This window comes from Streptococcus cristatus, from assembly GCF_001588905.1.
Classification (GTDB): domain Bacteria; phylum Bacillota; class Bacilli; order Lactobacillales; family Streptococcaceae; genus Streptococcus; species Streptococcus cristatus_N.
Genome location: NZ_LAWH01000032.1, coordinates 1 through 16,701 on the forward strand (window position 1 = coordinate 1; position 16,701 = coordinate 16,701).

Genomic DNA, 16,701 nt, shown 5'->3' on the forward strand with positions numbered 1-16,701 from the left:
CTCAATTGTCTTTGGATTGTCGAGCAAGACGCAGTGGTTGAGTGGGCTCTACTACGCTGATTTCATCAGCTTTTACAGCCCTACTCAACTGTGCGGAGGTGGGACGACGAAATCGAATTCTAACGAATTACCGATTTCTGTCCCACTCTCTGTTTTATTATACACTTTCCATCCAAAAGAAAAAACAGCCAAATCGGCTGCTTTTTCATTCTAATTATTAGAATTTTTTACGTTTACGAGCTGCTTCTGATTTGCGTTTGCGTTTTACAGAAGGTTTTTCATAGAATTCACGTTTGCGTGTTTCTTGAAGAGTACCAGCTTTAGTAACCGCACGTTTGAAACGACGAAGAGCATCGTCAAGAGATTCATTCTTACGTACTACTGTTTTTGACATTTTTTTCACTCCCTTCAAGTCCAAAATCTATATAATGATACCATACATAGAAAGCCGTGTCAAGTATTTTATGTCATTCGTATGTGTCTGGATTTTTGAGGTTTCAAAAAATATTGCTAGCGGAAATACTTAACTATCAGGATTTATCCAATTTTTGAAAAGTTACAAAAACCAACTGTCTCAAAAAACAGTTGGTTTTTACCTTACAAGGTCTTTCGTTTTTTGGCTTCTTTCGAGAGGGAAATGTTCTTAATCTTTTCATAGCGTAAGAAGCGTTGGATGAGACGTTGGTCGCTTACAACTGGTTTCAAATCAACCACATAGTCTAACTTGATAAACTTATTGTCAACTGACTGGACAGAGGTCAACTCAAAACTTTTACAGGCTGTTTCAAAGATTGCTTCAAAAAGAACTTCATAGTCTAACTCAGCAGGAATCTGAATTTGAACATAACGTCTGGTTTGACTAACCGAACTAAAGCTCATCTTTTCAAAAAGCAACCAAAAGAAGGAAATGAGGAGCGTGAAAAAAACTCCTAGAGCTAAGAAACCCATTCCTGTCGTGATCCCAATCGCTGTCGCCATGAAGATGGCCAAAATTTCTTTGGACCCTCCTGCGGCTGATCGTTAACGAATCAAACTGAATGTTCCTGCTACAGCGACACTGGTTCCCAGATTTCCATTTACCAAGAAAATGATAATGGAAATAATGGCTGGCAAAAGAGACAGTGTGATGACAAACTCCTTGGTATAAATAGTTTGGTGCTTATAGACCTTGGCTTAAATTATTCCCAAAATCAAGCCTGTCACGAGGGAGGCTATTAGGGCTAGTGGGTTAACCTTGATTTCAGCCGAAGAATAGATACTGTTAAATAGTTGTGTAATCATTGTTTCTCTCCTTAAACCTTGACGGCTTGAGGAACCAATTCTTTAGATTTTAAGTAGGCTTTGCAGTATTTTGAGAAGGACTGATCTTCAAGGCCGTATTTGTTCAAAATTTCAGACATCCACTGAGGATATTCCCCTGGAACCTTGATTTCCATAATCACCATATTATCCTCCAACAGAGGATAGCCGTGGCGTCCTAAAGTCAAGTCTACATCATAATCACGGAAGCGGATATTGGAGTCAACCGTCACACGAACTTTTTTATCTTCTGATCCTTTCATCGAGTAACGGTCATAGCTAATCACCATTTTCGGTTTTAAGCCTGCATAACGCTCCTGCAACAGCTCCACTTCTGTCTTGACCCGCTCATCAGAAATAGTCTGGTCTGCAAGTCCTTTCTCAATATAATTAACGACCGAAGTAAGATTTGAAACTAGTCGATACTTGAAGCCAACGTCCTCCGACTTTTTCTTGATTTCCAAAAATACCTGACTATCCTTTGTTGGCTCCGCTGCATAAGTCCGCATCCGTAGCTTTTCACGACCACCTCTTCTAGCAATCGAATCTTGGATCATTTGAAAATCATCATTGTCAAAATAGACATTTGAAATGGTTGAAGTCGCATAATCATCTGGAATGAGGTAAGCATGCATTTCAGCTTCTAAGCGAGCCAAGATTGCACGGTCTAAAATGTATTTTGTTTCAACACGTGGGAAGTTCGTTTGGATTTTTTTTTGTTTCATTTGTATGCTCCTTTTTCTACAAATGTAGTTTTTGGTTTTAAAAGAAAGAGAGCACTTGCTCTACCATTTTCTACTTTCCGGACAGTATTTTCAAAACTTTATTCTACATTTGTAGTTTATAATTAAATTCTACGCTTGTAGTTTTTAAAAGTCAAGAGAAAAATTACTAAAATTTAAAAAAACTTGAAAATTGACCTCAATTTATGAGTTGAAGAGTAGCTTCTACCAAAAATAAAGAAAAAAATTCTACCAATCGCTGCTTTTATCAAGAAACCTTGACTGGTAGAAACTTTTATCTAATCGTCATCATCATCGTCGTCATCGTCTTTGTCATCATCACGATCTTTATCCTTACTCTTTGAAGAGCTAGTTTGAGCAGGAGGTTGGACAGGTGCTATACTAGTGTTTGTATTTGAATTTGTCACAGTATTGGTCGCAGGAGGCGGAGAGCTAACACTTCCCGTCTGACCCGCATTCCCATTCCCACTTCCACTATCAGCTGGAGTCGCTGCAGAAGACGATGATGCCGGAACTTCTTTTTCAACTGTTACTGTCTTTTCGACAATGGTATGCTGCTTGGATTGGACGACTTTTCCAGTCTTGGCATTGATAAGCATCCCATGAGCCGTCTGTCCATGTGAAAAGAGAATCTTATAATTGCCTTTCTCATGTGAAATCTGCACATCCTTAACGTACTTTTCAGCAAGAGAAAGTTCCTTCAAAACTGTTTCTAAAACCTGACGCTGACCAAGTCCTTCCGCTTTCTTTGACTCTAAGACAAATTTACTATCTTGTGCGACTGGATTTTCTAAAGCAAAGACCGAGCTAGTCAAGAGCAAAAGTAGAGGAACTGCCACTACAAAAGAAGCAGACAGAAACTTTTTCGGTAGGCGGCTGTCCATGATACCAATAATCCGTCGTTTAAGATTAAACTTATCCGAGTAAAAACAAGTCGTCAAAGCAATCGGAGTCTTCTTACTGCGGTCAATCATCGTCAGAATGGTCTCACCATAAAAAGTCCGATAAGCTGTGTCTTTTCTACTCAAAACATCGTAGTCGCAGTACATTTCTCCTGCTTCCTGAGTTTCCCGACAGGCAAAATAGACAACCGGATTAAACCAATGTAGGCTCTTGGCGAGAATCGCAAAAAGATTAATCAAGACATCATAGTGCTGATAATGGGTCAACTCATGCTGAAAAATCAGCTGCAGCTCCTCCTCCGTGTAGTCCAGCTCCGGTAGCACAATCAAAATATCCCTGAATCCCAGCAACATTGGACTCTGTGTCATAGGATAGTGGAGCAGACGAATCTTACTTTTAACGCCCATCTTTTCTTTGATCAAATGCAACTGGAACAAAGTCTCTTCGTCCTCAACCTCTGTCCCCCAACGTTGCAACATCTTTTTGAAACGGATATAAGAATAGGCATACTTACCTAAGTTAAATGCACAACCAAGTAGCCAAATAGCAAAGAATATTTCAAACCAAGGTAGACCTAGAAAAGCCTCCCAGAGATTTGCCTGGCTAGCTTTTTCAGCTACTTGAGAAACAGCCTGCCCTCCACTTATCTGGCTAGCTCTAACGGCTGTCTGAACAGTTGCCCCAGTACTCAGGCGAATAAAGCCAGAGCCAAATTGAGGACGGAATGGGAATAGAAAGCTCAGCAAGATTAAAAACCAGATAAAATACTTGACCTTGACTGAAATCTTGGTATTGAGGGCTGCAAAAAGAAGGCTCAAAAACAGAACCAAGATCGAGGTTGAGAAACTGGTTAAGAGGAAAGACAAAAGGAACTGTTTCATGGATACTACCTCATCTTACTCTTTCTGATTCAGCAAATTACGCAGCTCATCCAGTTCATTTTCTGAAAAGGAATTGGATGAAAAGAGAGTCTTGACAAAGCCTCCCATGGAATGTCCGCTGTAGCGCTTCAAAAAGTCTGACGTCTCTACTTCTAAATATTCCTCTTCCGAAATTAAGGCCGTATACTGCCTTTCACGTCCCTTGCGAACACTTTCTAAAAAGCCCTTTTCCGTCAAGCGAGCCAAAACTGTCAACAAGGTCTGAGGCTTCCAATGGTTATCTTCGCCCAGCTTTTCCATGATTTGGGCAGAGGTCGTTGGATTTGGCAGGTGCCAAATAATCTTTAAGATAGCAAATTCACCATCTGGTAAACGTTTAATTGAATGATTCATTACATTTCCATACTTTCTAAAGTCTTCTTTTAATTTTATTCTACATATGTCTAATAAAAAAGTCAATCATTATGTAAAAAAAGAGCCGGAAATCACTATTTCCCGCTCCTTTTTAGAAAAATAAACTCAGCAAAGTCAACATTGCTAGTCCGCCCTGCTTGAACAGGATTTTCGGATCGCTGGTCACTGCACCGTAAGCAGCTACCAAGATGATATAAACCATAAAAATCCCCAGCCAAACTGGACTAGGCTGCACAAAGGCCGCAATTAAAACCAAAATACCCAGCAAACCATTATAAACTCCTTGGTTTTTGAAAAGTGTATTGACCGACTGCTGCTCCAACTCCTCTTGTGACATACCAAAGACCCGTGCTGTCGCTGCTGAAGTCGTCGCGATGGTCTCCAGGTACATAATATAGAAAAATTCCAAGGCAAGCAAGCTTGCCAAAATCAGTGTGATAATAGACATTTTCTTCTCCTTATAGAAATTTATGACGAAAAAAAGTATAACATAGTGCAAGAAAAAGCGCTAAAATTTAGTTCCAATAAAATGGACAAAGTGTATTAAAGTGTTTTAGGTTACATTTTTAAAATAGGCGTAGCAAAATTCAGCATTTTCTGATTAAATGTGATACAATCTTTTTGAAAAATGGAGGTAAGTTATGTTAACCTATGATTTAATTGTCATCGGCTTTGGTAAGGCCGGTAAAACATTGGCAGCCAAAATGGCGGCCCAAGGAAAAAAAGTTGCTTTGATTGAGCGAAGCAAGGCTATGTACGGGGGAACCTGTATCAATATCGCCTGCATCCCAACCAAGACCCTGCTTGTCGCAGCTGAAAAAGGCCTAGCTTTCGACCAAGTCATGGCTGAGAAGAATGCTGTTACCAGCCGTCTCAACGGGAAGAACTACGCAGCAATCAGCGGCGCTGGTGTCGACATCATTGATGCGGAAGCTCATTTCCTTTCCAATAAAGTCATCGAAATCACAGCTGGCAATGAGAAAGAGGAACTGACTGCTGAGACTATTGTCATCAATACTGGTGCAGTTTCCAATGTCCTGCCGATTCCAGGACTGACTGAAACCGAGCATGTCTACGACTCAACTGGCATCCAAAATCTGAAAGAACTTCCTAAACGCTTGGGAGTTCTGGGTGGCGGTAACATCGGCCTAGAATTCGCTGGACTCTACAACAAATTGGGCAGCCAGGTGACTGTGCTGGATGCTGCACCTGTCTTTCTCCCTCGAGTAGAGCCTTCTATCGCTGCTCTAGCTAAGCAATACATGGAAGAAGACGGAATCCAGCTCTTACAAAATGTACGTACCACACAGGTTAAAAATGATGGTGATGAAGTTGTGGTTGTGACAGAGGATGGAGAATTCCGCTTTGATGCACTGCTCTATGCTACTGGCCGCAAGCCTAATATTGAGCCACTGCAGTTGGAAAATACTGACATTGAGCTGACAGAGCGCGGAGCGATTAAGGTCGATAAGCACTTGGAAACATCTGTACCCGGCGTTTTTGCAGCGGGTGATGTCAATGGCGGTCTGCAGTTCACTTATATCTCACTGGATGACTTCCGTATCCTTTATAGCTTTCTGGCTGGCGACGGCAGCTACACACTGGAAGACCGTAAGAACGTCCCTACTAGCATGTTTATCACACCACCTTTGGCTCAAATCGGATTGACTGAAAAGGAAGCCCAAGAGCAAGGACTGCCGATTGCAGTTAAGGAGATTCCTGTCGCAGCAATGCCTCGCGGACATGTCAATGCTGACTTACGCGGTGCCTTCAAGGCCGTTGTCAATACTGAGACCAAGGAAATTGTCGGGGCAACTATCTTCTCAGCTGGAGCTCAGGAAATTATCAATATCCTGACTGTAGCCATGGATAATAAGATTCCCTACACCTACTTGAGCAAGCAAATCTTCACTCACCCGACTTTGGCTGAAAACCTCAATGATTTATTTGCTATTTAATGTTAAGCCCCTGATGGGGCTTTTACAATCCCTATAAAAATTTAACTACATTTCAACCTCTTTTTGTGGTACAATAATGCTAGTTTATTTTAAAAAGATTGAGGAAAATTATGTCTGAACTGTATGATATTACGATTGTCGGCGGCGGTCCAGTTGGCTTATTCGCTGCATTTTACGCTCATTTGCGCCAAGCCAAGGTTAAAATCATTGATTCTCTGCCTCAGCTGGGCGGTCAGCCAGCCATTCTCTATCCAGAAAAGAAGATTCTGGATGTGCCTGGCTTTACTAATTTGACTGGCGAAGAGTTGACTCAGCGTCTGATTGAGCAGCTGGAGACTTTCCAGACTGAAATCTGCCTCAATGAAACAGTGCTTGATATCACTAAATCTGATGATGGCTTCACCATCACGACTTCTCAAGCCCAGCATCAGACCAAAACCATTATCATCGCCATGGGAGGTGGCGCCTTCAAACCGAGGGCTTTGGAGTTAGACGATACTGAAGCCTACAGCAACCTCCACTATCACGTTTCAAACATCAGCCAGTACGCTGGTAAAAAGGTTGTTGTTCTGGGAGGCGGCGATTCGGCTGTTGACTGGGCATTAGCTTTTGAAAAAATCGCAGAAACCAGTCTGGTTCATCGTCGGGATAATTTTCGGGCTTTAGAGCATAGTGTGGAAGAACTCAAGGCTTCTAGTGTTGAGATTAAGACACCGTTTGTACCCAGTCGATTGGTCGGCGAAAATGGCAAGATTACCCACTTGGAAATCAGCCAAGTCAAGGGAGAGGAAAGCCAACTTCTGCCTCTGGACCATCTCTTTGTCAACTACGGTTTTAAATCCTCTGTCGGCAATCTCAAAGATTGGGGCTTGGAGCTCAACCGTCACAAGATTTTGGTCAATAGCAAGCAAGAAACTTCTATACCAGGTATTTATGCTGCTGGTGATTGCTGTTCCTATGAAGGAAAGATTGATTTAATTGCAACGGGTCTGGGCGAAGCTCCTACCGCTGTCAACAATGCCATTAACCATATCTATCCTGAGCAAAAAGTCCAACCCAAACATTCTACAAGCCTATAAAAAACAGCTGCCGAGCTCAAGCTCAGCAGCTTTTATAATTCATCTGCGATTTTATTGATTTTTCTCAAGCGATGATTGACACCGCTCTTAGTCAGTGGTCGGCTCAGACTATCAGCTAGCTGCTGGATAGAGTAATCCGGATGCTGGATACGAAGCTGAGCTACCTCCTGCAGGTCTACAGGTAAACTCTCTATGCCAATATTATCGCTGATTTTGGCAATATTGTTGATGGTTTTCATACTGGCTGTGACCGTGCGAGCGATGTTCGCCGTCTCTGCATTATTGGCGCGATTAAGATCGTTGCGCGCTTCCCGCATGAGCTTAAGAGACTCAAACTCAGCCATAGCTTCCATAGCCCCGATGACAATGAGAAAATCCATGATGTCTTCAGCTCTCTGCAGATAAGTAACAGCCCCCTTCTTACGCTCAATGGTCTTGGCATCCAGCAAGAAACGACGCATCAAGGCAGCCAAATCCTCAGCATGATCCAGATAAACAGACAAGATTTCTAGCTGGTACTTGCCTGAGTCTGGCTCCCGCATGCTACCATTTGAGAGGAAGGCTCCCCGTAGGTAGGCTCGGCTGGCTTCGTCATCTGACAAAATGGCCTGATCAATCCCTGCCTCGATACCAAAAAAGGAGTCAGCCAAGTGCAGGTCAGAAAGGATTTCTTCCACTTTATGATCCAGAAATACTGTATAAACGCGATTCTTGCGCAGATTAGTCTTCTGATGGTGGCGGATTTCTGACTTGACCTGATAAAGGTCCGACAGCAACTCATAGAGATGGCGGGCAATCTTGGCATTTTCTGTTGAAATGGATAAGGTGAGGCCGGTCGAAGAAATTCCTAAACTACCAGCCATCTTAATCATGGCAGCCAACTCATTTTTGTCTTTTACAGATAAGCTTAAAAGCTCTTCTTTTACTTTTACTGTAAAGCTCATTTGCGCACCTGTATAATCTGCATCAATTCATCCACAAGTAACTCTCCGTCATGGAAAGCTCCGCCATTTTCCAACCGAAGGAAATTCGATGAAATGACACGCGGAACTTGCTCCTGCAGCCCTCGAAAATTATGCTCCACCTGAACCAGATATTCATCAAATTTATTGCTATTCATATACTCGCGCGGAACTGGCTCGATATTGACCAAGACAGTATCAATGAACTTTTTGCCCAGATGACGATGCAATACTTGAACGTGGTCGCTATCTGAAAAGTGCTCGGTTTCGCCACGTTGAGTCATAATATTGCAAACATAGGCTACTTCTGCCTTAGTATCTAAAATAGCTTGGCCGATTTCTTCGATTACGAGGTTTGGCAAGATGGAGGTAAAGAGAGAACCCGGTCCCAGCACCACCATATCGCTATCCAAAATGCTCTGGACCACCTTTCTACTGGCAACAGGCTTTGCATCATCATAGGTATTGGTCACATAGACCCGCTCAATCATCCCAGCCTTACTGGCTAGATTACTCTCACCGACAACTTCCGTTCCATCAGTAAACACAGCATGCAGAGTCAGCGGAGTGTCGCTTGAAGGGTAGATTTTACCTGTTGTATGGAAAAACTTAGTCAGAAGCTGCATGGCGTTATAAGTAGATCCCTGCATTTCAGAAATGCCTGCAATAATCAGATTCCCAAGGGGATGACCTGCTAGAACGCCGTCTCCTTTGGCAAAGCGATACTGGAAGACCTTCTCATAAAACTTTGGCATGTCAGACATGGCCACCAAAACATTTCGCAAATCACCCGGCGGTGTCAGCTGCTGGATGTTTTTCCGCAGCTCACCAGAACTGCCGCCATCATCTGCAACTGTGACAATGGCTGTGATTTCTACATCCTTTTTCCGCAGGCTGTCTAAAATGACTGAAATTCCTGTACCGCCGCCGATAACTGTAATTCTCGGTTTTCTCATGAGCGGTTCACCGTTTCCTTCCGGCGATTTTTGTCACGATGGCTGGCATTAACTGGCCAGTTTTTCGCTAAATCATCCGCCAAACGCTGTGCAAAGGCCACACTACGGTGCTGTCCGCCCGTGCAGCCGACTGCGATGGTCAGTACAGATTTTCCTTCCTTTTGATAGCCGGGCAAAATTGGCTCAATCAAGCCCAGCAAATGCTGGTAAAATTCTTCTGACTCAGCATGGTTCATGACATAGTCAAATACATCCTTATCCAATCCTGTCTGATTACGCAGCTCAGGTTTATAGTAGGGATTTGGCAGGAAACGCACATCAAAAACCAAGTCCGCATCCAGAGGCAAACCATATTTAAAACCGAAACTCATAACCTCGATGCGGAAACTGTGCAGATCAGCCTGGTTTGAAAATTGTTCAGAGATGGTCTTTCTGAGCTCCCGTGGTGTCAGTTCTGTCGTATCTACAACATTTTGACTGAGATTTTTCAGAGGGGCTAAGAGTTCACGCTCCAGTTTGATTCCATCTAAAATTCGCCCGTCAGCTGCCAAAGGGTGACTGCGTCTAGTTTCCTTATAGCGAGCCACCAACTCCTTGTCGGCCGCATCCAAAAATAGAATTTTAAAATCAATTTCCGTGCTTCTTTCTAGCTCATCCAGAATATCCTGAATCTCCAAAAAGAAGGAGCGACTCCTCATATCAACAACCAGAGCCAACTTATCATTGTCCTTTGTCCCTTCGACCAACTGCAAAAACTTTGGTACTAAGGTCGGCGGCATATTATCAATGGTAAAATAACCCAAATCCTCAAAAGACTGGATGGCAACAGTCTTTCCGGCACCGCTCATTCCTGTCACAATCACTAATTGAATCTTGTGTTCAGCCATTCTTTCTCCCTTCGTCTAACATTTTATTTCTAAAAAAGGACGGGAAACTTCTCCCGGTCCCAATCATTTATTCTACAATCTCAGCAATGACTTCGATTTCGATTTTTACATCACGAGGCAAGCGAGCCACTTCTACTGCCGAACGAGCTGGAAACTCGCTCTTAAAAGCTGTTTTGTAGACTTCATTAAATGGCACAAAATCATTGATATCACTTAGGAAGCAGGTTGCCTTGATCACATGGTCAAAATCTGTTCCAGCTGCTTCCAAAATAGCTCCTACATTTTTTAGAACTTGCTGGGTCTGCTCTTCAATCGTTGCTCCTACAATTTCTCCTGTCTCTGGTGACAAAGGAATCTGACCACTTGCAAATAGAAGGTTACCAACGATTTTTCCTTGAACATATGGTCCGATTGCTGCTGGTGCTTTATCTGTTTGTACTATTTTTGCCATTGTATTCTCCTCATTTCTTTTATCTTACTTATTATATCATAAAGTCAAAAGACTGACTATTCTTGTCCTCCTTCCCATTGACTTTTAGGAAATTTTTCTTTATGATAGTAAATGCATAATTCAAAACACTTGTTTTGGACTGGTTCGCAAACTTCCCAGTATAAAAAACTAAGTACCCTTATATTCTAAAGTAATGTAATTGCGCATAGTTTTTTCTGGTGTCCTGCCACTTTGGCAGAACTAACTGAGAGGTTGAGACGGAGGTTTCAGCCTTATTTTATTTCTCAAAAGGAGGACCTATGAAAAGAAAAGTTATTATTGACTGCGATCCTGGCATAGACGACAGCCTAGCCCTGCTCTATGCCCTACAACACCCTGACTTAGAGGTCGTTGCTTTGACCATAGTTGCTGGAAATGTCCCAGTGGAACTTGGTCTTGAAAATACCTTTAAAATCCTAGAAAGGCTGAATCGGCTAGATATTCCAGTATATGCAGGAGCCGACAAGCCCTTGGTTCGTGACTTCGTCTCCGCTCAGGATACCCACGGCATGGATGGATTGGGGGAAAGCGGGATAGCAAGAAGCAGTTCCACCCAAGTCCAGCCACAAGCAGCTTATGACTATCTGGCAGACTATTTCCAGAAAAATAGTGACACTTCCATCATTGCACTAGGGCCTTTGACCAATATTGCTTTGGCTCTTAGGGAAAATCCTACACTTGGTAAGCATCTAGACCGGTTTGTCAGCATGGGCGGCAGCTACAAATCGCACGGCAACTGTTCACCCGTAGCGGAGTACAACTACTGGTGCGATCCGCATGCAGCCCGAGAAACCTATGAAAAACTTGGAAAAAAGATTGAAATGGTCGGTCTAGATGTCACGCGAAAGATTGTCTTGACGCCTAATCTCTTGGAATATATGCGTTTTATCAATCCTGAAGTCGCTGACTTTATCGGAAAAATCACTCGTTTTTACTGGGATTTTCATTGGGAGTATGAACATATCATCGGCTGTGTCATCAACGATCCATTGGCCGTTGCCCATTTCCTTTATGAAAACCTTTGTCAAGGATTTGACTCCTTCGTCGATATTGCAACGGAAGGCATTGCCATGGGACAAACGCTAGTTGATGCCTATCATTTTTATGGTAAGCAAGCCAATGCTAAGGTGCTGACCCAAGTAAACACCCACCTCTTCTTTCAGGATTTTCTCTCCGTGATACTCAACTCGTCAAAGGAAATCATCTGCCAAGATCTAGAAACTTTAAATTTAGGATAAGATTATGAAAAAAACAACGCCATTTACCATTACATTTACAGCTATCTGCATCGCTCTAAACTATATCGGTGCTAACATCGCACTTTTTCTAAAACTTCCTGTTTATTTGGATACGTTTGGAACGATATTAGCCAGCCTCGTTTTAGGACCTATTTTCGGAGTAGGAACTGCGGTTGCCAGTGCTCTTATTAGCGCCTTTACAACAGACATTTCTGCTATTTATTTCTCTCCAGTAGCCATTCTTTTGGCTTTTCTTGTCTCGGTCTTTTTCACTTCTGATTCAAAACCAAGACTAAACCTCCTCTGGAAAACGGTTCTAGTCTCTCTACCAGCTACTGCTTTGGCCTCTCTGATCACTGTGATAGTCTTCAAAGGAATTACCCCAAGCGGATCTAGTATTATCGTTCAAGGTTTACACGGTTTAGGCTTAGATTTGGTCACCAGCACCATCATCGTCCAAGCGCTAACCGACTATGCAGACCGCCTCATCATTATTGGGGTCAGCCTCGTCTTCATCCCACAACTCAAAAAAGTCATCCCAAGAATCTTTGCAAAATCCAGCAATGCATAAATCAAAAGAACTACTCAGAAAACATGATTTCGAGTAGTTCTTTTGATTTTAACATTTGTTTTTTTATAAGTTTTTAAGGTTAAGTTTTAAAAAAGGAGTAGGCAGACTCTTCTTGAGTCCAAGCCTACTCACAAGCTACATTCTGAGATTAATTGCGTCCCTTGAGAACAGCCTCAATAATTGCCATTCTGACAAAGACGCCATTTGTCATTTGTTCTACAATTCGAGATTTGGGAGCTTCAACCAAATGGTCTGCAATTTCTACATCGCGATTAACAGGCGCTGGGTGCATCAAGATAGCGGTATCCTTCATACGATCATAGCGTTCTTGCGTCAAACCGTGGAGTTTATGATAATTCTCCTTAGAGAAAATGGAGTTGTAGTCATGGCGTTCGTGCTGTACGCGGAGGAACATCATGACATCCACTTGGTCAATCACTTCGTCAATCGTTACGAACTTACCATAGTCAGCAAACTCCGCACTTCTCCACTCATCTGGACCAGCAAAGAAGAGCTCGGCACCAAGACGTTTCAAGATTTGCATATTAGATTTGGCTACACGAGAGTGATCAAGGTCACCAGCGATGGCTACTTTCAAACCATCAAAATGACCGAATTCTTGGTAAATTGTCATCAAGTCAAGCAAACTTTGGCTCGGATGCTGACCAGAACCATCACCACCATTTACGATAGAAGTTGTAATCGTTGGGCTTTCGATCAATTCTTTATAGTAGTCCACCTCAGGGTGACGGATGACACAGACATCTACACCGAGAGCTGACATAGTCAAAATCGTGTCGTACAAGGTTTCTCCCTTGTTGACTGAGCTTGTCTTGACATCAAAGTCAAGCAGGTCGCATCCAAGTTTTAATTCTGCTACTTCAAAAGCCTTGTGAGTCCGAGTTGAAGATTCAAAGAAGAGATTTGCAACGATATGCTGCTCATCATAATGAACCTTTGCGCCGTTTTTAAATTCAATCCCTCGCTTGATCAAAGCCATTACTTCTTCGTTCGTAAGGTGTTCCATAGATACAAGATTTTTAAGTGCGATTTGATTTGATGACATGATGTTATACTCCTTTTTTATTAAAAACTTTGGACAAATGTAGCAATCTCGTCAGCCTAATTTTTAGGTTCTGGCAGGATGAGGTAGAGGGCAATTCCGAGAACAGTTGACAAGGCAACTCCTGAAACTTGCAGACCTGATAGTTGCAGGGTCAGACCACCGATACCAGATACCAGAACGACACTGGCAATCAGCAGGTTCTTTTTGTTGTCAAAATTGGTTTGCGCTTCAATCAGAATTTTCAAACCGCTGGAAGCAATTACCCCGAAGAGGGCGATGGAAATGCCTCCCAAAACTGGACTTGGAATCGATTGGAGCAGGGCGGATACTTTCCCGACAAAACTCATGACAATCGCTAATACAGCAGCACCAGCAATCACATAAACACTGTAGATTTTATTGAGCGCCATAACCCCGATATTTTCACCGTAGCTAGTCACTGGCGGAGCACCAAAGATACCCGCGATAACCTGAGCCAGACCATCTCCAGCTAAAGTCTTATCCAAACCAGGCTCTTTAAAGAAATCTTTACCTGTCAAGCTATTCAGAACCATTACATGCCCAAAGTGCTCTGTCATCGTTACAAAGGCGATCGGTGCCATTGTTAGAATTGCACTTGGATACAATTTAAAATCATAATCTATAAATGGAAGATTCATCGGTGGAACGTGGAACCAAGAAGCTTTTGTCACGTTAGCAAAAGAGATAATCTCCTGACCTGTCACCGCTCCGACGATCAGAGCGAAGATATAGCCAACAATCAAGCCCAGCAGTACCGGAATAATACCAACGATTTTCTTACCGTAGATGTTAAATAAAATGACACAGAGGAGAGTTACCATCCCGATAGCAAAGTAGGTAATGTCGTAGACCTTCTGGTCTCCAACAGTCTTATACATCACATCGCCAACGGCTGTGCCCGCTAGACTCAGACCAATCACCATGATGATAGGCCCTACCACTACTGGCGGCAAAATCTTATCAATCCAAGCGTTACCTGCGAATTTCACGATGAGGGCTACGATGAAGTAGACCAAACCTCCCGTGATAGCACCTTGCGCAACCGCAGCAATCCCATCTGTCTTCATTAGGATTTGCATGGCAGCGATATAAGCAAAGCTGGAGCCCATATAAGCAGGAATTTTGTACTTGGTCACTGTCAAGTGGGCCAGCGTTCCCAAACCACTTGAAAACAGGGCTACCGCTGGGTCAATTCCCACCAGAATCGGAACCAACACCGTTGCACCAAACATGGCGAATAAATGCTGGAATGAAAGTCCTAAGAGTAAGCCAGGTTTTGGCATATCATGGACATCGTATTTAACTTCTTGACTCATCTTGTCTCCTCCTCTACAATCAGAACTCGGTCCTGACCATCTTTTTCAGTCATTTCAACAATAATCTCTTCAAGGTGGCTCGTTGGAATATTTTTGCCAACATAGTCTGCCCGAATCGGCAACTCACGGTGCCCGCGGTCCACTAGAACAGCGAGGCTGACACGTGATGGCCGCCCATTGCTGACAAGATTATCAATGGCTGCGCGGATAGTTCGGCCTGTATAAAGCACATCGTCAACGATAATCACTTCACGATCAGTAATGTCAACTGGAATCACTGTCGTGTCTTCCTTGACCTTGATATCGTCACGGAAGGGCTTTGTATCCACTTCGCAAACTGGAATCTCAATTTTCTCAAGCTGAGCCAGTCGTTGTTGGATGCGTTTGGCAATGAAAACCCCTCTGGTCTTAATGCCTGCCAAAACAATTTGGCTTAAATCCTTGTTGCGCTCGATGATTTCATAGGTGATTCGCGTGATGGCACGATTCATAGTGATCTCATCGACAACTTCCTTTGTCTTCATCTAAACCTCCTAAAAACATTAAAAAAGCCTCCTTTTGCAAGGAGACCTCAGAAAATAGAGACAGGCTGAAACAAGACGCACTTGTCACACTCCACCCATCATTTTTACTTTGCTCCTTGCCTATCTCTCTGGATAGAATTAAAGGACTATTTAATTGTTTATAACTATACCACAATTTCAATTCTATTTCAAGAAAAAAATGAACTTTTTTTACGATAAATTGCTGGTCCATTTCAACAAAATAAAAAACAGAGAACATCTGTTTTCTATTCCTATTATAAGAATCTAAACTTTCTTCTTTGAAAATGAGATAGATTTGATTCCGTAAAAAATATAACCAAAGACCAGATAGGCCACAAAGATAATCAGGCACATCTTGATGACATAAGGCCAACCATGCTTATAGACATTCAGGAAAAAGTAGGGAAAGGGTTTATCCTTAGCATTCGGAATATCAATTTTCAAGAAAAAACCGTTAATCAGGGCAAAAATCATGTAAATCAAGGGGACACTTGTCCAAGAAATGGGATCAAACCAACGATACTGCCGCGTTTTATCAAATACAAGAGTATCAAAGAAAAACATGAGGGGCACAATGTAATGGCAAAGGAAATTTTCCAGCCGATAAAAATCCGTCGCAATCGGAGTTAAGAGCAAGTGATAAACGACGCAGGTGATCATGATACACATGGTTACCCCGCCCTTCACGCGCAACAGCTTGGGACACTCCCAGTTATTGTCCGTCCACATTCTAAAAATGAGATAGGCGGTAAATAACAGAACCAGAAGATTAGACAAGACCGTGTAGTACATCAGCATTCCCACGCCAAGTTTAGCAATTTCCAGATAGACCCCTACAAAAGCCAAAACAAGAAGAAGAAGGCGATAAGAAAGAATTACTTTTTTATTCATAGCGCTTCTCAGATTTTCTTGACAAATTCTGACTTGAGCTTCATAGCACCAAATCCATCAATCTTACAGTCAATATTGTGGTCGCCTTCGACGATGCGGATATTTTTCACGCGAGTTCCTTGTTTGAGATCCTTAGGAGCACCCTTGACTTTCAAGTCCTTGATTAAGGTAACTGTATCCCCATCGGCCAACTGGTTTCCATTCGCATCAATAGCCACTGGACCAGCTTCTCCTGCTGCAACTTCTGCAGGATCCCATTCATAGGCACATTCTGGACAAACCAAGAGGACACCATCTTCATAAACGTATTCTGAGTTACATTTTGGGCAATTTGGCAAATTATTCATTAATTCATTTCTCCTTATAAGTGGGCAGACATTCAGAAAAGAATAAGAATCGAATGACAGCCATATTTTACCGTCTTATTATACGATATTTTATCTTATTTGACAAATGGACAAAGAAAATCACTTGTTTTTAA

General features: G+C 42.5%; 19 protein-coding genes, 1 pseudogene and 1 riboswitch. Of the genes and pseudogenes, 5 read left to right on the forward strand and 15 right to left on the reverse strand.

What is annotated here, in order from left to right; genetic code table 11:
- Nucleotides 1-214, forward strand: a 214-nt coding sequence (locus A0765_RS10505) for a hypothetical protein (protein WP_306452467.1), incomplete at its 5' end; no start/stop codon positions are given.
- 3 nt (nt 215-217) lie between these two features.
- On the opposite strand, the gene rpsU is transcribed toward A0765_RS10505, so the two are convergent.
- The 6 genes and pseudogenes from rpsU to A0765_RS06865 form a co-directional block, all read right to left on the reverse strand.
- Nucleotides 218-394 carry a 30S ribosomal protein S21 gene (gene rpsU, locus A0765_RS06840; RefSeq protein WP_000048054.1) on the reverse strand — a complete coding sequence of 59 codons (177 nt, stop codon included), beginning with the start codon at nt 392-394 and terminating at the stop codon, nt 218-220.
- 203 nt (nt 395-597) lie between these two features.
- A pseudogene (locus A0765_RS06845) lies at nt 598-1,281 on the reverse strand (DUF4956 domain-containing protein).
- Nucleotides 1,282-1,292: 11 nt separating this feature from the next.
- Nucleotides 1,293-2,024 (reverse strand): polyphosphate polymerase domain-containing protein, encoded by a 732-nt coding sequence (locus A0765_RS06850; RefSeq protein WP_062005542.1) that lies wholly within the window; start codon nt 2,022-2,024, stop codon nt 1,293-1,295.
- A 296-nt stretch (nt 2,025-2,320) separates the two neighbouring features.
- Nucleotides 2,321-3,826, reverse strand: coding sequence for a M56 family metallopeptidase (locus tag A0765_RS06855; protein ID WP_062005544.1), 1,506 nt, complete (start codon nt 3,824-3,826; stop codon nt 2,321-2,323).
- 15 nt (nt 3,827-3,841) lie between these two features.
- Nucleotides 3,842-4,219 (reverse strand): BlaI/MecI/CopY family transcriptional regulator, encoded by a 378-nt coding sequence (locus A0765_RS06860; RefSeq protein WP_005592027.1) that lies wholly within the window; start codon nt 4,217-4,219, stop codon nt 3,842-3,844.
- Between the two features lie 112 nt (nt 4,220-4,331).
- The gene (locus A0765_RS06865) at nt 4,332-4,688 is read right to left on the reverse strand and encodes a DUF1304 domain-containing protein (RefSeq protein ID WP_062005546.1); all 357 of its coding nucleotides are present in this window, start codon (nt 4,686-4,688) and stop codon (nt 4,332-4,334) included.
- A 193-nt stretch (nt 4,689-4,881) separates the two neighbouring features.
- Here A0765_RS06865 and A0765_RS06870 point away from each other — a divergent pair, with 193 nt between their 5' ends.
- Nucleotides 4,882-6,198, forward strand: a complete 1,317-nt coding sequence (locus A0765_RS06870; protein WP_062005548.1) for an FAD-containing oxidoreductase — start codon at nt 4,882-4,884, stop codon at nt 6,196-6,198.
- Between the two features lie 110 nt (nt 6,199-6,308).
- On the forward strand, nt 6,309-7,277 hold the full coding sequence (locus A0765_RS06875; protein ID WP_062005550.1) for an NAD(P)/FAD-dependent oxidoreductase: 969 nt from the start codon (nt 6,309-6,311) through the stop codon (nt 7,275-7,277).
- 32 nt (nt 7,278-7,309) lie between these two features.
- Here A0765_RS06875 and whiA read toward each other — a convergent pair whose 3' ends face one another.
- From whiA to A0765_RS06895, 4 genes are all read right to left on the reverse strand, one after another.
- Entirely contained in the window at nt 7,310-8,221 is a 912-nt protein-coding gene (gene whiA / locus A0765_RS06880) for a DNA-binding protein WhiA (RefSeq protein WP_062005553.1), read from the reverse strand.
- Nucleotides 8,218-9,195: a YvcK family protein gene (locus tag A0765_RS06885; protein ID WP_062005555.1), complete on the reverse strand. Its 978-nt coding sequence runs from the start codon at nt 9,193-9,195 to the stop codon at nt 8,218-8,220. The genes whiA and A0765_RS06885 overlap by 4 nt, the downstream gene beginning before the upstream one ends.
- Nucleotides 9,192-10,082: an RNase adapter RapZ gene (gene rapZ, locus A0765_RS06890; protein WP_045497166.1), complete on the reverse strand. Its 891-nt coding sequence runs from the start codon at nt 10,080-10,082 to the stop codon at nt 9,192-9,194. The genes A0765_RS06885 and rapZ overlap by 4 nt, the downstream gene beginning before the upstream one ends.
- Before the next feature lie 67 nt (nt 10,083-10,149).
- Nucleotides 10,150-10,533 carry a RidA family protein gene (locus A0765_RS06895; protein ID WP_005590207.1) on the reverse strand — a complete coding sequence of 128 codons (384 nt, stop codon included), beginning with the start codon at nt 10,531-10,533 and terminating at the stop codon, nt 10,150-10,152.
- A gap of 133 nt (nt 10,534-10,666) precedes the next feature.
- Nucleotides 10,667-10,711: riboswitch (PreQ1 riboswitch) on the forward strand.
- Nucleotides 10,712-10,832: 121 nt separating this feature from the next.
- Between A0765_RS06895 and A0765_RS06900 the strand changes: the two genes are divergently transcribed.
- Both A0765_RS06900 and A0765_RS06905 read left to right on the forward strand, forming a co-directional pair.
- Nucleotides 10,833-11,810 carry a nucleoside hydrolase gene (locus A0765_RS06900; protein WP_062005557.1) on the forward strand — a complete coding sequence of 326 codons (978 nt, stop codon included), beginning with the start codon at nt 10,833-10,835 and terminating at the stop codon, nt 11,808-11,810.
- Nucleotides 11,811-11,814: 4 nt separating this feature from the next.
- Nucleotides 11,815-12,381 carry a LytS/YhcK type 5TM receptor domain-containing protein gene (locus tag A0765_RS06905; RefSeq protein ID WP_062005559.1) on the forward strand — a complete coding sequence of 189 codons (567 nt, stop codon included), beginning with the start codon at nt 11,815-11,817 and terminating at the stop codon, nt 12,379-12,381.
- 148 nt (nt 12,382-12,529) lie between these two features.
- Here the strand turns inward: A0765_RS06905 and A0765_RS06910 are convergent, their stop codons facing one another.
- From A0765_RS06910 to A0765_RS06935, 5 genes are all read right to left on the reverse strand, one after another.
- The gene (locus A0765_RS06910; protein WP_045497159.1) at nt 12,530-13,447 is read right to left on the reverse strand and encodes an aspartate carbamoyltransferase catalytic subunit; all 918 of its coding nucleotides are present in this window, start codon (nt 13,445-13,447) and stop codon (nt 12,530-12,532) included.
- Between the two features lie 56 nt (nt 13,448-13,503).
- Nucleotides 13,504-14,784 (reverse strand): uracil-xanthine permease family protein, encoded by a 1,281-nt coding sequence (locus A0765_RS06915; RefSeq protein WP_045497156.1) that lies wholly within the window; start codon nt 14,782-14,784, stop codon nt 13,504-13,506.
- The gene (gene pyrR, locus A0765_RS06920) at nt 14,781-15,308 is read right to left on the reverse strand and encodes a bifunctional pyr operon transcriptional regulator/uracil phosphoribosyltransferase PyrR (protein WP_005590199.1); all 528 of its coding nucleotides are present in this window, start codon (nt 15,306-15,308) and stop codon (nt 14,781-14,783) included. The genes A0765_RS06915 and pyrR overlap by 4 nt, the downstream gene beginning before the upstream one ends.
- A 285-nt stretch (nt 15,309-15,593) precedes the next feature.
- Nucleotides 15,594-16,220: a Pr6Pr family membrane protein gene (locus A0765_RS06930; RefSeq protein ID WP_062005563.1), complete on the reverse strand. Its 627-nt coding sequence runs from the start codon at nt 16,218-16,220 to the stop codon at nt 15,594-15,596.
- Nucleotides 16,221-16,228: 8 nt separating this feature from the next.
- Nucleotides 16,229-16,567 (reverse strand): zinc ribbon domain-containing protein YjdM, encoded by a 339-nt coding sequence (locus tag A0765_RS06935; protein ID WP_005590197.1) that lies wholly within the window; start codon nt 16,565-16,567, stop codon nt 16,229-16,231.
- Nucleotides 16,568-16,701: the final 134 nt, after the last annotated feature.

What these genes read in the sequence shown, in the direction of transcription:
- rpsU (WP_000048054.1), bottom strand. Translation starts at nt 394, where the DNA reads ATGTCAAAAACAGTAGTACGTAAGAATGAATCTCTTGACGATGCTCTT.
- A0765_RS06850 (WP_062005542.1), bottom strand. Translation starts at nt 2,024, where the DNA reads ATGAAACAAAAAAAAATCCAAACGAACTTCCCACGTGTTGAAACAAAA.
- A0765_RS06855 (WP_062005544.1), bottom strand. Translation starts at nt 3,826, where the DNA reads ATGAAACAGTTCCTTTTGTCTTTCCTCTTAACCAGTTTCTCAACCTCG.
- A0765_RS06860 (WP_005592027.1), bottom strand. Translation starts at nt 4,219, where the DNA reads ATGAATCATTCAATTAAACGTTTACCAGATGGTGAATTTGCTATCTTA.
- A0765_RS06865 (WP_062005546.1), bottom strand. Translation starts at nt 4,688, where the DNA reads ATGTCTATTATCACACTGATTTTGGCAAGCTTGCTTGCCTTGGAATTT.
- A0765_RS06870 (WP_062005548.1), top strand. Translation starts at nt 4,882, where the DNA reads ATGTTAACCTATGATTTAATTGTCATCGGCTTTGGTAAGGCCGGTAAA.
- A0765_RS06875 (WP_062005550.1), top strand. Translation starts at nt 6,309, where the DNA reads ATGTCTGAACTGTATGATATTACGATTGTCGGCGGCGGTCCAGTTGGC.
- whiA (WP_062005553.1), bottom strand. Translation starts at nt 8,221, where the DNA reads ATGAGCTTTACAGTAAAAGTAAAAGAAGAGCTTTTAAGCTTATCTGTA.
- A0765_RS06885 (WP_062005555.1), bottom strand. Translation starts at nt 9,195, where the DNA reads ATGAGAAAACCGAGAATTACAGTTATCGGCGGCGGTACAGGAATTTCA.
- rapZ (WP_045497166.1), bottom strand. Translation starts at nt 10,082, where the DNA reads ATGGCTGAACACAAGATTCAATTAGTGATTGTGACAGGAATGAGCGGT.
- A0765_RS06895 (WP_005590207.1), bottom strand. Translation starts at nt 10,533, where the DNA reads ATGGCAAAAATAGTACAAACAGATAAAGCACCAGCAGCAATCGGACCA.
- A0765_RS06900 (WP_062005557.1), top strand. Translation starts at nt 10,833, where the DNA reads ATGAAAAGAAAAGTTATTATTGACTGCGATCCTGGCATAGACGACAGC.
- A0765_RS06905 (WP_062005559.1), top strand. Translation starts at nt 11,815, where the DNA reads ATGAAAAAAACAACGCCATTTACCATTACATTTACAGCTATCTGCATC.
- A0765_RS06910 (WP_045497159.1), bottom strand. Translation starts at nt 13,447, where the DNA reads ATGTCATCAAATCAAATCGCACTTAAAAATCTTGTATCTATGGAACAC.
- A0765_RS06915 (WP_045497156.1), bottom strand. Translation starts at nt 14,784, where the DNA reads ATGAGTCAAGAAGTTAAATACGATGTCCATGATATGCCAAAACCTGGC.
- pyrR (WP_005590199.1), bottom strand. Translation starts at nt 15,308, where the DNA reads ATGAAGACAAAGGAAGTTGTCGATGAGATCACTATGAATCGTGCCATC.
- A0765_RS06930 (WP_062005563.1), bottom strand. Translation starts at nt 16,220, where the DNA reads ATGAATAAAAAAGTAATTCTTTCTTATCGCCTTCTTCTTCTTGTTTTG.
- A0765_RS06935 (WP_005590197.1), bottom strand. Translation starts at nt 16,567, where the DNA reads ATGAATAATTTGCCAAATTGCCCAAAATGTAACTCAGAATACGTTTAT.